Source organism: Chryseobacterium camelliae, from assembly GCF_002770595.1.
GTDB classification, from domain to species: Bacteria; Bacteroidota; Bacteroidia; order Flavobacteriales; family Weeksellaceae; genus Chryseobacterium; species Chryseobacterium camelliae.
Window position 1 is genome coordinate 2,910,152 of the sequence record NZ_CP022986.1, and the last position, 14,345, is coordinate 2,924,496.

A 14,345-nucleotide genomic window follows, 5' to 3' on the forward strand; every position below is an offset into this window, starting at 1 on the left:
TTTATTTTAAACGGTATCATTTCGGATAAATTTCATTAATCCGGTAAAAAAGTGCAAATGTACTGAATTAATATCAGCCGTTTCATGATGAGCATCAGGGCATGGATTTTAATTCAGTATGCTATGAATAAAAACGGTTTAATTATGTGGCTGAAGCTGCCGAGCACTAAAGCCACGGGATTGATTCTCTATCTTTATATGGTAATGAAGATCAGATTGCTCTCAGTGGTTACCGGAAAAAAAAATTGTCTGATCAACACAATACATGATAAGATCAGACAATTTTTTGATAATCTGTTTAGTGTGTTACACTAAAGTTCGATACTGTTATTTCTTACACTATATTTTTTTTTCAATTGTCTTTCTTCCTCGCGCATTTCTTTTGACTGAAAAAATTCATCCGGCAATTGCATACCCGCAGGCATATGCTGAGCAAATGTCTCTTTTATACCCGCAAAAGGATTCTTTTTATATTGATCGTATTTTTCTAAAAATTTTTCTTTTGTAACTATATTAGGTACGGAACTGATATATTTATCCATATATGATTCAAACTGGATATCGCCGGTTTTTCTGTTTCCTTTCAGTTCCCAGGAATAATTTTTTCCCTGATCTTCAATTTTGACGATTAATCCCGGAAGGCCATAAAATTTGTAGGGTCCATCCTGAAACGGGATTTCAGTCGTGAACCATGCAATCCACTTCCTGCCGCCAAAATCTGTAGTTGCTTTTTGAGTGTTGTATATACCGATTTTCTGTTTTTCATCCGAAATCTTCCAGTTCAGGTTTGGGTTTTCGCGATATGAAAAATAATCCAGGGAAATCAAACCTGTATACACCACTTCATGGATCGGGTATGTTTTGAAAATCCGATGCATGAATAGAGCATTTTTATTACCCAGTTTCTTAAGCTTAGGCATTTGGCCGATTTTTGAAAATTCCTGGAACACGGCATCTGCTAATGAATCGTTCTGAATTTTGTCATAGGATTGGTAAAGAGATCTATTCTGATCAATATCCAAAACCATCATTTCCTTTTCGATTTGTACAGAATCCTTACTGGGTTTGTAGGTCAGCTCATAAAAGAATCGGTTTGCTGTATTTTGTGCATTAAGCAGCACAATAGCCATGGTCAAAATGACCTGTAAAACTTTTGTCATAATCGATGTTTTAGGTGGTATGTTTAATTGTATTGGTTGAATGCGTATTTTTTTGTTCTGTCAGGTCTCCTTTCAGGAAAGAGTCAAGAACATGGTTCATATCCGGAAAAGACGGATCTTCCCAGTATTTTGATGTGTAATAACTTCCGTTGATGTCAAACTTTACTTTATGATCATCTTTACGGTCTCCGGATTCAAAGGAAGTCGGATAGAAATTAGCATAGATATGGAGTATATTGTAGTTCAGTTCGTTTTTGTATTTCAGTTTTATAGATCTATTTTGATTGTATTCCAGAAGGTCTTCCAGTGTTTTCCGGGAATCTTTGTTATAAGTGATATTTATAATATTTCTGGTATATAAAAAATGATATCCCAGGAATGCTATGTCTTTTTCCGGATATTGCACATCTTTGATCTCTATTTTGTCACTTTTCATGCTCTTCACTTCCTGATAAACCATGTTTTTGCTTTTTTTGTATTGATCAACGTTTCCCACCCATTTTACATCCGGAACTTGCATAAAAGCAGAGAACTCCCAAGAAGATGATTTTTTTAGGTTTAACTCTGATTTCGGCAATCTGAAAACCCTATACTGCTGGATCCGGATAGCTTTCAGTTTTTTTGTTTTGCTGTTGAAAATATATCTTATAATCCCGTCAGCATAGCCATTTACGGTATTGTTAAGGGTTATATAGGTATTGAAGTTTCCCGTAACATATATGTATTTCCCGGTTTTATTGCTTTTGACTGGCATAGGATCAATTTCTGTAACCTGATCACTAATTTTGATTACCGGCTGATCAAAATCTGAGTAGGACAGGGTATCTATGGGAATATTCTTGTACACAAGCTGAAATTTCTCCTGATCAGGTTTCAAAGATTGTTTATTAATTTTACCGCCGACATCAGAATACGCTGAAATACTACCGTCTTTGCCGAAAACCGAAACCTGTGGCAACGGTTTTCCGGTCCTTTCGGAAACAAAGGTGATGCTCTGCGCATTGATGAAGCTGTACCATACGATCAGTAAGAATAACAGTGTGCTTTTTTTCATGATAATTGTATATTGAAGATTAATAATCCTATCCTTTATAAGACAATTAAAATGTCGAAAAAGTTTCACCGGATTGATATTTTTATTTTCAATATAAAAAAACCGATAACTGACATCAGTCTTTCTCCGCAATTTTTCATCATTCATAAAGTGGCACGGTAAACATTGAGATCGTTTTTGCAAAATATTTTTAGTATTGATATAAGAACAGGGCAGTTGCTGAAGATCTTCTTAAATCCTTAATGTTCATTAGGCTCCTCTTTTAGATCTCCTTTAAAAAAGCTGCTGAAGACCGGCTGCATATTGGGAAAAGAGGGATCCTGCCAATACTTGGACTGGTAATTACTGCTGTTTTTGTTGAACCTTACTTTTTTAATATCATTATTATTGCTGAAACTGAATTCCGTAGTGTAAAAATTATTATATAATGCTAATTGATTGTATTCGGATTCACTCTTATGTTTAAGCTTCATGTAAATAAGTTCATTATATTCCAGGAAGTCTCTTAACGTTTTTCCTGATCCTTTTTCAAAAGACATACTGAACACTTTTCTGAAATCATAAAACCGGAATCCTAAGAACCCGATTTCTTCTCCCTTGGCCATCGCCTGGATCACTTCAATCTGATCTTTCACATCACCCTTCAATTCTTTTATGGTATTGCTTGCTTTTTTATATTCCTCAGGATTTCCCAAATGTTTAAGTTTCGGCAGATCCAGGGAATTTACATAATCATAAGAAGAAGTGTTTTTTATATCATTCGTTGCAGTTTCTAATCTGAATATTCTGTACTGCTCTACATTGGTACTTTTCAGCTTTTTTGTTTTGTTGTCAAAAACATAGGTAACAATCCCATCGGCGTAAGCATTGAGCCTGTCGTTAACAGTGACATAGGCATTGAAATTTCCCTTGATAAGTATGTACTTTGCTGGCTTGTCATTTTTGATGACTACCGCTTCAATATCTTTGATGCGGTCATTAATCTTGATGATGTCCTTATTAAAATCGGAATACGATAAAGTGGCAATGGAAACATTGTCATAAACCAGCTGGAATTTTTCCTGGTCAGGTTTTAATGACTGCTTATCAATTTTACCGTCAATATCCGAAAAAGCCAGGATGCTGCCGTCTTTTCCAAAAACTGAAACTTTAGGCAGAGGCTTACCGGTCTTTTCGGAAACGAAAGTAATGCTTTGTGCATTAATAAAACCGTAGAATGCGATAACCAGAAATAAAAAGATCTTTTTTGTCATGCTGTCTTGTTTTGAATTATTGAAGAATCATTTCTATTGATAAGACAACGCCAATAGCAAAAAGGTTTCAGGTGATCTGCATTTTTTACCGGAAAGCATAAAAAAGACTGATCATTACAATCAGTCTTTCTGTTGATGGTATTATATTTTATCAAAAAGTACATTTTGAATTTCATACTAACATTTCTCCCGAATATCTATATTATAGGCATCATTGAAGTACGGATAAATATATTAAGGCTTGTATATGCAAAATCATACTTATTGTATCAGGGAATATGCCTTGCCTATTCTTTACTTTCCATTGGGTAATTCCCTTAGGTCTTCTTTGAAGAAGCTGCTGAAAACCGGCTGCATGGTAGGAAAAGAGGGGTCCTGCCAATATGGTTTCTGGTAATTGCTGCTGCTTTTATTGAAATTTACTTTTTTAGTATCATCATCATTACTAAAATTGAATTCTGTCACATAAAAATTATTGTATAATATCAATGGATGGGGGATGGGTTTCTCTTTCAGTTTAAATTTTGAGGAGCGGATTTCACCGTAGTCCAGAAAGTCTCTCAACGTTTTTCCTGATCCTTTTTCAAAAGATATGTTTATAATTTTTCTGTAATCATAGACCGTTACTCCCAAAAATGAAAACCCTTTTTCCGACCCGATTTTATCTAAGATTTCAACCTGGTCACTCTGATCTCCTTTTAATTCTTTAATCTTATTTTTTCCGAGCTTATATTCCTCCGGCTTTCCTACGTATTTAAGTCTTGGTATATCCAACCCTGCTGTATAAGATAAGAAAGATCCATTCATTTCATCCTGCAATTTGAAGATCCTGTACTGCTCCACATTGATACTTTTCAGTTTTTTTGTTTTATTATTGAAAATATAAGTCACGATCCCATCAGCATAGCTTTTCAGCCTATTATCTGAAGTTACATAAGCATTGAAATTCCCCCTGATAAGAATATACTTGGCGGGCTTGTCATTTTTGATGACTACCGCTTCAATATCTTTGATGCGGTCATTAATCTTGATGATGTCCTTAATAAAATCGGAATACGATAAAGTGGCTACGGAAACATTGTCATAAACCAGCTGGAATTTTTCCTGGTCAGGTTTTAATGACTGCTTATCAATTTTACCGTCAATATCCGAAAAAGCCAGGATGCTGCCGTCTTTTCCAAAAACTGAAACTTTAGGTAGCGGCTTACCGTTTTTCTCGGAAACGAAAGTGATGCTTTGCGCATTAAACAAACCGTACAATGCAATCACCAAAAGAAAAAAAATCTTTTTTGTCATACTGTCCTGCTTTGAAATATTAAAGAATCATTTTTATTGATAAGACAATGACGATGGCAAAAAGGTTTCAGGCTACCGGAATTTTTAACGGTAAAGCAAAAAAAAAGACTGATCATTAAAATCAGTCTTTTTTATTATCAGTCTCAGAAATAATACTGATGCATTTCAGAATCTTCGACATCACCTATATTCTCAAATATGAAAATAATTCTGCAGGGCTATAAGTCCGAACCCTATTTATGGCTACAGGAAGCATGGCTATTATTTGGATGTATAGTTTGCATGTGTTCCAGGTTTAATTTTAGTAAGCCGTTTTTAGTTCATTGCCTCCACTACTGTCTTACTGTCGACAAATTGCTCAAAACGTACAATTTTACCATCACGCAAATCCCAAACGTGCACAACCCTTGCAGCAAATGGCTTCATCGTTATTTTATAGGTTCCTGTATAGGTGCCGGTGACCGCAATCTGGTTATCACCTGTAATATAATTCTCAGGTGTAAATTTATAATCTATCCATTCTGTTGCTAAGCGATGAAAGACATTTCTCGAAATTTCCTGAATGCCTGTATAAGTGCCTGCATAAGGAAACCCGGCAGCCTCGGTCCATTGGGCATCAGGAGCCAGATATGCTTTCAGGTTTTCACCGTTTTCTTCTGAAGTTTTTCCTTCGTATGTGCTTTTTACAATTTCTAAATTTGTCATAGTTGTAAATGGTTTTAAATGCCAGACTGAACAATTATGTTTTTTTGTTTACCACTTCATCTCTCCGGTCAATACTTTAGCACCCAACATCAAAGCCATTTCAAAAGTCAGATTCGGATATTTTGTTTTGATGGCTTTTATTAAATCTTCAGAGGTCCTGCTGGTCTTTAATGCCTCTTCATAAAAAAGAATATATTCTTTGGTGTGCTTTACTGAAGTGAGATCAAGAGCATCCCCGGTTTTACCGTGTGCAGGAATAACAACAGAAGGATTTAACGCAATGATTCTGTCAAGTATGTTGATCCAGTTGGAACGGGCCTCAGCTGTCTGCGCATCAGCCATCCAGATATTAAAACTATTACCGAATACATTTATTCCACCAACAACTGCTTTAGCTGCGGGAATATACACAAAAGTTTTTCCTGGGAAATCTTCCAATCCGATAATGTCAAATTTTTCACCTTCCAACTCAAGTATATTATCTTTTAAGACCTGTGGCAATACTATGTTTGATGTAATTGCTTTTCCTAGACGTTCGCCCCAAACGTCTAACTTTTTCTGAGCAGTTTTTGTTATTTGTTCAACAACGGCGGGTACTGCATAGGCAGTTACCTCCGGAAAATATTGTTTGAATACTTCTAACCCGAAATAAAAATCGGGATCGTTATGTGAGATGTAAATTGTGGTCAGTTTCTTACCGGATTCCTTAATCTTTTGGGCAACCGTTTCGGCATCTTCTAATGTGAATTGTGCATCAATTAATATTGCATCGTTTTTTCCTGATACGATTACGGATGCTACTCCAAAGCTGTTTTCAGATGCATTGAATACATCAAGATCATATGGGCCGGCTTTGATGGTTGTAAAGTTTTGTGCTTGTGTTGTCATATTGAATATCATTAAAATTGTGAATAATGCTGTTTTGGTTTTGTCTGATGTTCACGCTCAAAAAATAATCTACAATGTTTTTTTGAAATGTGATATGTTTGTCCTGCGCCGTTTCTTTGATTTTGATATACAAAGATGCGAATGGCACAAACCAAAAACATTGAACAAGTTCAATAAATTCAACTCTTTTTATCCAATGCAATTTTTTTTCTGATCCTACTCACAAATTCGTGGCTGATACCCAAATATGCTGCAACCTGTAAATTAGTTAGCCGTTGTGAAAGCATGGGGTATTTTTTTGTAAAATCTATATATCTCTGGTCAGCGGTTTTGCTTAGGTTATCTATCATTCGACGCTGTAATGCAACATGGGTTTTTTGTGTCATAATACGGAAAAGCTTTTCAACAGCAGGAATACTTTCATAAGCTACATCTTTGTCTGTCTTTGAGATTAAAAGGAGTTCACTATCCTCCAAAGCTTCAATATATAATTGTGACGGCATTCCATTTGTAAAACTGTCAATGTCAGTGACCCACCAATCTTCGGCAGCAAAATACAGTACTTTATCAAATCCGTTGGCATCGACATAATATACTCTAATAAGTCCTTTAAGTACAAAAGCTTCAAACCTGCACACTTCACCTTCGCGTAATAAAAATTCCTTTTTTTTAATTCTTTTTTGAGTAAATAAATTACAGAATTGCTCCAGATCTGATGCGGAGAGTTTAATGTGCCTGGCAATATTTTCTTTGAGTCGTTTCATGTTTTTCCAGTTTTATACAGGTATGCAATACTATTTTCTCTCTAAAATAATGATTACATTTTTAATCGCCAATGAAAAAAGGGCCTAAAATCATAATGATAATAAAGTTAAGCCCTTCAGTCTTCTCACAGCAAAACAAAAAAAGACTGATCATTACAATCAGTCTTTTTATTATCTTGTTATAAGCCCTTAGAAAGGATACTCATAAATTTCAGATTCGTGTAAATAAGGGTTTCCTGTAGGGATAAGTTTAAGTTTGGATAATGCAGTCATTACCGTAAAGATAAACAGTCCTCCTACGAAAAGGATCGCTCCGATAACCAATAGGAATACTTCAGGAGTTTTCCAGTATGGACCTACTGTTCCCGGCATTACCATATTGAAGTAGTCTACAATGTGTCCGAAGATCACCACGATTGCCATGATGGTTACCACTTTATAGTTTCTCTTGATGCTGCTGCTCACCAATACCAATAATGGTAGAAGGAAGTTAACGATCAGCATCGGCAGGAAAGTAGAAGAGTAGTGCTGGAACCTTCCGAAGAAGTAGTTCACCTCTTCCGGAACGTTAGCGTACCAGTATAACATGAACTGAGCAAACCATGTATATGTCCAAAGCATACTTGTTGCGAAAAGGAATACACCGAGGTCGTGCAGGTGATTATCATTGAACTGAGGCAGGAATCCGTTTTTCTTAAGGAAAACACTTAAAAGGATGATTACTGCAATACCGCTTGAAAGGCAGCTCACCATAGAATACCAGATATACATGGTAGAATACCAGTGAGGGTCAATAGACATCAACCAGTCCCAAGCCCAAGCTGCAGAAGCAAATCCGAAGAATGCAATATATCCTACAGCCCATCGGTATAACATCTGGTAATCTGTTCTTGATTTAGTTTCATCCACTTTCTTAGACTGCGCCTTAAGCTTCCATGCAAAGAACGATGCTCCTACTACATAGATGATTGTTCTTACTGCGTAGAAAGGAATGTTAAGGAACTTTTTCTTTTCAAACAGGATAACATCGAAGTTAGGCTTGGTAGGGTCTGTGAGATCCGGATCCATCCAGTGGAACAGGTGCCCGTTGTGCGTAATATTCAGGATCATAATGATCACCAGAATAGCACCTCCATATGGGATATAAGAAGCAATAGCTTCCATTACTCTTGTAATAATGATTGGCCAGCCTGCGTGCGCAGCGTGCTGGATACAGTAAAAGAACAGTACACAGCAGCTAACCCCGAAGAAAAATACAGCTACAAAATGGATGGACGCCAAAGGCTGATTGTGAATCTGCATGGCAGCATGTTCCAGGTGAGCTTCATGATCCTGAGGACCTACCATCTCGCTGGAGTGGGTAGGGGCATTATGGCCTGAAGAATGAACAGCCTCCATCATATGTTCGATCTTTTCAGTGGTGATTCCCTTATTCATAAAGAAACCGATACCAAACAAGACCAGACCTACAATAAGGAGAATTATAGATGTTGACTTTAATTTTGGTGAAAAACTATACATTTCTTGTCTTATTTTTTAGTTGCGGTAGAATCTGTTTTTGCTCCTGAAGCGGCTGCCGCCGGTGTTGCTGCATTCTTTTTGAATGCATTCATCACATACATGGCCACTCTCCATCGGTCTCCTGCGTTCAGCTGTCCGGCATAAGAACCCATCGCGTTTCTACCGTTCGTAATTACATAATGAACGGATCCTACAGTAATTTCTCTGTCTGCATAATTAGGTACTCCTGAGAAAGCTCCGCTCTGTACGATAGGACCTTGCCCGTCTCCTCCTACACCATGGCATGCAGAACATGTATGGTCGAAAAGGATTTTTCCTCTTTCAAGATCTTTTGCTGCATTGGCAGGATTCAGGGGAGAAGCCGTAAGGGTTTTTGAAGCATCATACCCTGCATTGTACTCATCTACATTTTTAGGAAGTTTTCCTTCTTCAAAAATACCGTCTTTATTTTGCGGAACCGTACCTTCTACCGGAGTAAGTCCTGTTGCTCCATTGTTTCTTACGAAAGCAGGGATTTCATTTTCATGATCAGAATAGGCATCCTGAGCTTTCATCAACGGGTCATAGGCTACCGGGAAATACATATCCGGGAAATATACCAGGGGCGTATTTTCTTTCGGACCGCAGGAATTAAGTAAAACTGTTGTTAAACCTAAAATCGCTGTAATTTTTAATACATTCTTTTTCATCTTAAGCATCTTTAACAGTTATTTCTTCTACTCCGGTTTCTATCAGCAGCTGCTTTACAGAATCCACATCATCCGTTACGAATTCCATCATGAATTTATCATCGGTAGTCCTTGGATCAGGGTTCTGTGCAGGTGCTCCCGGATACATTTTGTTTCTTACCAGGAAGGTAAGCGACATCATGTGGGCAGCACAGAATACCATTAATTCAAACATCGGAACCACGAATGCAGGCATGTTATGTGCCCAGTCGAACGCCGGCTTACCACCGATGTTCTGAGGCCAGTCATGGTTCATGGTATACCATGTGATGGTAGCACCAATCGTAACTCCGTAAAGAGCGTATAGGAATGCGGCATCAGAAATTCTCGTTTTCTTTAACCCTAAAGCTTTGTCCAGCCCGTGAACCGGGAACGGAGTATACACTTCGTTGATTTTAATTCCTTTATCGTTGAATGCTCTGACGCCGTTCATTAAATCGTCGTCGTCAGCATAAAGTCCGTATACAATTTTAGTGGTGCTCATCTCCTTCTTTTGCTTTATAAGTTTCACCTGAGATTTTCAAAATCGATTTTAATTCAGCCTGTGCAATTACAGGGAATGTTCTTGCGTACAATAAGAATAATACGGAGAAGAATCCGATTGTTCCCAAATATACACCCACGTCAATGATTGTTGGCTTAAACATCGTCCAAGAACTTGGTAAATAGTCTCTGGAAAGGTTGATAACGATGATATCAAAACGCTCAAACCACATCCCGATGTTGATGATCAGGGCAACAATGAAAGTCCAGATAATGTTCGTTCTCAGTTTTTTGAACCAGAATGAAGCAGGAATAACAAGGTTACAGATGATCAGGGACCAGAAAGCCCACCAGTAAGGTCCTACAGCAGCTCCCGGAGAAAGGTAAGTGAAATCCTCAAATCTGGATCCGGAATACCATCCGATGAAATATTCAGTAGCATACGCTACGGTTACCATACCACCGGTAAGGATGATTACGATGTTCATGATTTCGATATGGTACATGGTAATATATTCTTCCAGGTGACACACTTTTCTGGCTACAAGCAATAAGGTCTGTACCATCGCGAACCCTGAGAAGATCGCACCCGCAACGAAGTAAGGAGGATAGATGGTAGAGTGCCATCCTTTGATTACCGAAGTGGCGAAGTCAAAGGATACCGTGGTGTGTACCGAGAATACAAGTGGTGTAGCCAAACCTGCCAATACCAAAGATAATTCCTCGAATCTCTGCCAGTGTTTTGCTTTACCACCCCACCCGAAAGCAAGGAATGTATATATTTTTCTTGTCCAAGGCGTCTTTGCTCTGTCACGGATCATGGCAAAGTCAGGGATAAGCCCCATGAACCAGAATACCGTAGATACAGAGAAATAGGTAGAGATAGCAAATACGTCCCAAAGTAGAGGAGAGTTGAAGTTCCCCCAAAGAGAACCGAACTGGTTTGGTAATGGGAATACCCAATATCCTACCCAAACTCTACCCATGTGGATTACCGGGAAGATGGCTGCCTGTACTACTGCGAAGATGGTCATCGCTTCCGCAGAACGGTTTACAGACATTCTCCAGCGTTGTCTAAATAATAATAATACTGCGGAGATTAGGGTCCCGGCGTGACCGATACCTACCCACCAAACGAAGTTAGTGATGTCCCATCCCCAGTTAATCGTCCTGTTAAGTCCCCATGCTCCAATACCTGTTCCGATAGTGTAAGCGATACAGCCGAAACCGTAGATGAATAGAACCAAGGCAGCATATAATGAAATCCACCATAATTTACCTGCTCTTTCTTCGATAGGTCGTGCAATATCTTCCGTGATATCGTGATAAGTTTTGTGACCAATAATCAGAGGTTCCCTTATCGGAGCTTCGTAATGTCCTGACATTTTTTACCTATTTATTATTTAAACTTTATTTTTCTACTCTGTTTCTTACTTTAGTATGATAGAACACGTTTGGTTTGGTTCCGATCTCTTCAAGTAAATAATATCTTCTGTTGTCAGCATATAGCTTTCTCACTTCAGATGCTTTGTCATTCATGTCTCCGAACTGAATAGATCCGGTAGTACAAGCTTTTGAACAAGCAGTCTGGAACTCTCCGTCTTTTACTACTCTTCCTTCTTTTTTCGCTTCAAGGATGGTAGTCTGTGTCATTTGGATACACAGAGAGCATTTCTCCATAACCCCTCTTGTTCTTACTACTACGTCAGGATTAAGTACCATTCTTCCAAGATCGTTGTTCATATTGAAGTCGAACTTGTCATTCAGGTTATAGGTAAACCAGTTGAAACGTCTTACTTTATAAGGACAGTTGTTCGCACAATATCTTGTACCGATACATCTGTTGTATGCCATATGGTTCTGACCCTGCTGACCGTGAGAAGTTGCCGCTACCGGACAAACTGTTTCACATGGTGCATGGTTACAGTGCTGACACATCACCGGCTGGAAGATGACATCAGGATTTTCGGCAGGGTGGTTCAAAGCACCTCCTTCACCGTTGAATGCCGTTCCGTACAGTTCAGGCACCGCCATTCCTTCCTTAAGACCTTCATAAACCTCTACTTTCTGCTTAGCGGAATAATAACGGTCAATTCTTAACCAGTACATATCTCTGGACATCCTTACCTCATCCTTACCTACCACCGGAACGTTGTTTTCTGCCTGACATGCAATCACACATGATCCGCATCCCGTACACGAGTTCAGGTCGATGGACATATTGAAGTGAGGTCCGTCTGTATCATCAAAAGCATCCCAAAGGTCAATTTTTCTTGCCGGAAGGGCTCCGCTGATGGTATGGTATTCCAAAGGCTTGTTCCATCCGTGGTGTTCATCATCAAAAGCTACGTTTAAGAAATCTGCCAAAGGAACTTCTTTTGCGATTTCATAACGTCCCATCAGGGTGTTCTGAAGCTGGATACCAGCGAAAGGATGCATTTCGCCTGTTTTTTCTATTTTAATGTTGGATACGGCCAGGTTGGAACCGTCAAACAAAGGATAAGCATTCACACCGGTGTCTGCCGTAGCTCCCGAGTTTTTCTTACCGTAACCTAAAGCAAGACCTACGGAGCCTTCTGCCTGTCCCGGCTGAATGAATACAGGAACATCTTTTACCGTCACTCCGTTTACCGTAACGTTCACGATGGAACCGTCCAGCTGCATTCTTGCGTTAAGGTTATTTTCAATACCTAACCTTTCTGCATCTTTAGGAGAAATAGTCAGGTAGTTATCCCACGACATTCTGGTCAACGGATCCGGTAACTCCTGAAGCCAAGGGTTGTTGGCCTGTGTACCGTCTCCCATTGCTGTTTTGGTGTACAATACCAATTCCAGGTCAGACGCCTTGAAAGCTCCCAATTCAGCCAATGCCTGAGCAGCATTTCCGCCGGAATAGGATAAAGCCGTTGTATTGGCTGTAGTATTGAACCCGTTATATAGCGCTTTATTGAAAGAAGTGCCTCCTAATACTGAAGTGGCATTCGCTTTCAGGTAATCGTAATAATTGTTGGCAGCATTGTTCTGTCCGTTTTTCCAAACCAGAAGAGATTCTTCAATCTGTCTGGATTTGTAAATCTTCTGGATGGTTGGCTGCATCAAAGTATACATTCCTGTCTGAGGCTCAATATCTCCCCATGATTCCAGCCAGTTAGCTACAGGAATTACAGCTTTCGCTGCTTTGTACATTTCGTTTTTCTTATCAGCAATCGCTACTACGTAAGGAACTTTGGATAAAGATTTTTTGAAATCCTCGCCTTTATGGTAAGAGTAGATCGGGTCTACGTTGTTGGCGATCAATACACCTACCTGGCCTGCGTTTACCCATCCTAAAAATTCCTGGAATCTTGCTTTGTCAAATTCCTTAAGGAAGTTAGCTTTTCCTGTAAAGGCTACTGATCCTAATTTCTGGTTGATCAGGTGCGCTAACACCTGAGCTCCTTTGGATCCGTCTGCAAATACTACTGCTTTGCTGCCTTTTGCCTGAAGTTCTTTAGCAATTTCTGACGCTGTTTTATCAGAAGTTCCGCCGCCTACGATGGCATTGTAAACTTCAACCAGTGTTTTATTAACTGCACTTGGCTTCAGTCTGTATCTTGAATCTGCATTGGCTCCTGTTAAAGACATATTGGATTCAACCTGGATATGTCTCAGCATGGCTGCTCCCGGCTTTCTTGCTGCTGCGTAAGAAGACTCAAGGCTTGCTGCATTGTAGTCTCCTAAGAAGTCTGCCTGGAAACCTACTACCAATTCAGTTCCTCTGAGGTCATATACCGGTAATGCTCTGGTTCCGAAAACTTCCTGAGCTGCATCCAAGGCAGCAGCATATGGGAAGGCATCATATGTTACCAGTTCCGCAGTAGGGTATTTTGCCTTGAATTCAGCAAATAACTTTTTGAAAGTAGGGGAAGGGAAAGAGTGTGATAAAAGCACGATCTTTTTCCCTGCTGTATTGGCTTCTGCCAAACCTTTAAGGATGAATGCGTCCACTTTGTCAAAAGTTTCATCTTTCCCGTCCAGTTTAGGCTGCTTTACTTTATCATTGTCATATAAAGAAAGAACGCTTGCCTGAGCTCTTGCATTGGTTTTACCCAAATCTCCTGCAGCCGTGTTAGGTTCGATCTTGATAGGTCTTCCTTCTCTGGTTTTTACCAGAACGCTGGCAAAGTCAAATCCGTCGAAATATGTTGAAGCGTAATAGTTAGGAATCCCCGGGATAATATCATGCGGCTTTACCACATAAGGAATCGTTTTGATTACCGGAGCCTCACATGCAGCAAGCGTTACCGCTGCAGTGGAGAACCCTAATAGTTTTAAAAAGTCTCTTCTTGAAGTACTAGATCCGTTCTTTTCAGCATCTCCGAGAAAATCTTCTACCGGAATTTCTTCCTGGAACTCTTTTTGAGCCAGCTTATTGTTCAAAGCCGGGTCTTTAAGTTCATGAATACTTCTAAATTGTATTTTGTTTGAAGCCATTTATACTTCTAATTTTTAGT

General features: G+C 39.1%; 12 protein-coding genes. All 12 read right to left on the bottom strand.

Going from position 1 to position 14,345, the window contains the following annotated elements:
* Nucleotides 1-311: 311 nt before the first annotated feature.
* The 12 genes from CGB83_RS13495 to CGB83_RS13550 all read right to left on the bottom strand — a co-directional run bounded on the left by CGB83_RS13495 (nt 312) and on the right by CGB83_RS13550 (nt 14,325).
* Complete coding sequence (locus CGB83_RS13495; protein WP_100076265.1) at nt 312-1,160, bottom strand: GLPGLI family protein; 849 nt, start codon at nt 1,158-1,160, stop codon at nt 312-314.
* 10 nt (nt 1,161-1,170) lie between these two features.
* A complete protein-coding gene (locus CGB83_RS13500; protein WP_100077595.1) occupies nt 1,171-2,214 on the bottom strand; it encodes a hypothetical protein in 1,044 nt (347 codons plus the stop codon).
* Between the two features lie 239 nt (nt 2,215-2,453).
* Nucleotides 2,454-3,467 (bottom strand): hypothetical protein, encoded by a 1,014-nt coding sequence (locus tag CGB83_RS13505; RefSeq protein ID WP_100076266.1) that lies wholly within the window; start codon nt 3,465-3,467, stop codon nt 2,454-2,456.
* A 294-nt stretch (nt 3,468-3,761) separates the two neighbouring features.
* Nucleotides 3,762-4,763, bottom strand: a complete 1,002-nt coding sequence (locus CGB83_RS13510) for a hypothetical protein (RefSeq protein WP_100076267.1) — start codon at nt 4,761-4,763, stop codon at nt 3,762-3,764.
* Between the two features lie 315 nt (nt 4,764-5,078).
* Entirely contained in the window at nt 5,079-5,468 is a 390-nt protein-coding gene (locus tag CGB83_RS13515) for a nuclear transport factor 2 family protein (RefSeq protein WP_100076268.1), read from the bottom strand.
* A gap of 48 nt (nt 5,469-5,516) precedes the next feature.
* A complete protein-coding gene (locus CGB83_RS13520; RefSeq protein WP_228419929.1) occupies nt 5,517-6,356 on the bottom strand; it encodes an MBL fold metallo-hydrolase in 840 nt (279 codons plus the stop codon).
* 179 nt (nt 6,357-6,535) lie between these two features.
* Nucleotides 6,536-7,120 carry a Crp/Fnr family transcriptional regulator gene (locus tag CGB83_RS13525; protein WP_100076270.1) on the bottom strand — a complete coding sequence of 195 codons (585 nt, stop codon included), beginning with the start codon at nt 7,118-7,120 and terminating at the stop codon, nt 6,536-6,538.
* Nucleotides 7,121-7,309: 189 nt separating this feature from the next.
* Entirely contained in the window at nt 7,310-8,641 is a 1,332-nt protein-coding gene (locus CGB83_RS13530) for a quinol:cytochrome C oxidoreductase (protein ID WP_100076271.1), read from the bottom strand.
* A gap of 8 nt (nt 8,642-8,649) precedes the next feature.
* Nucleotides 8,650-9,339, bottom strand: a complete 690-nt coding sequence (locus tag CGB83_RS13535) for a c-type cytochrome (RefSeq protein WP_100076272.1) — start codon at nt 9,337-9,339, stop codon at nt 8,650-8,652.
* Complete coding sequence (locus CGB83_RS13540; RefSeq protein ID WP_100076273.1) at nt 9,332-9,853, bottom strand: DUF3341 domain-containing protein; 522 nt, start codon at nt 9,851-9,853, stop codon at nt 9,332-9,334. The genes CGB83_RS13535 and CGB83_RS13540 overlap by 8 nt, the downstream gene beginning before the upstream one ends.
* Nucleotides 9,840-11,237 carry an NrfD/PsrC family molybdoenzyme membrane anchor subunit gene (gene nrfD / locus CGB83_RS13545; RefSeq protein WP_100076274.1) on the bottom strand — a complete coding sequence of 466 codons (1,398 nt, stop codon included), beginning with the start codon at nt 11,235-11,237 and terminating at the stop codon, nt 9,840-9,842. Before nrfD ends, CGB83_RS13540 begins: the two co-directional genes overlap by 14 nt.
* 25 nt (nt 11,238-11,262) lie before the next feature.
* The gene (locus tag CGB83_RS13550) at nt 11,263-14,325 is read right to left on the bottom strand and encodes a TAT-variant-translocated molybdopterin oxidoreductase (protein ID WP_100076275.1); all 3,063 of its coding nucleotides are present in this window, start codon (nt 14,323-14,325) and stop codon (nt 11,263-11,265) included.
* Nucleotides 14,326-14,345 lie beyond the last annotated feature (20 nt).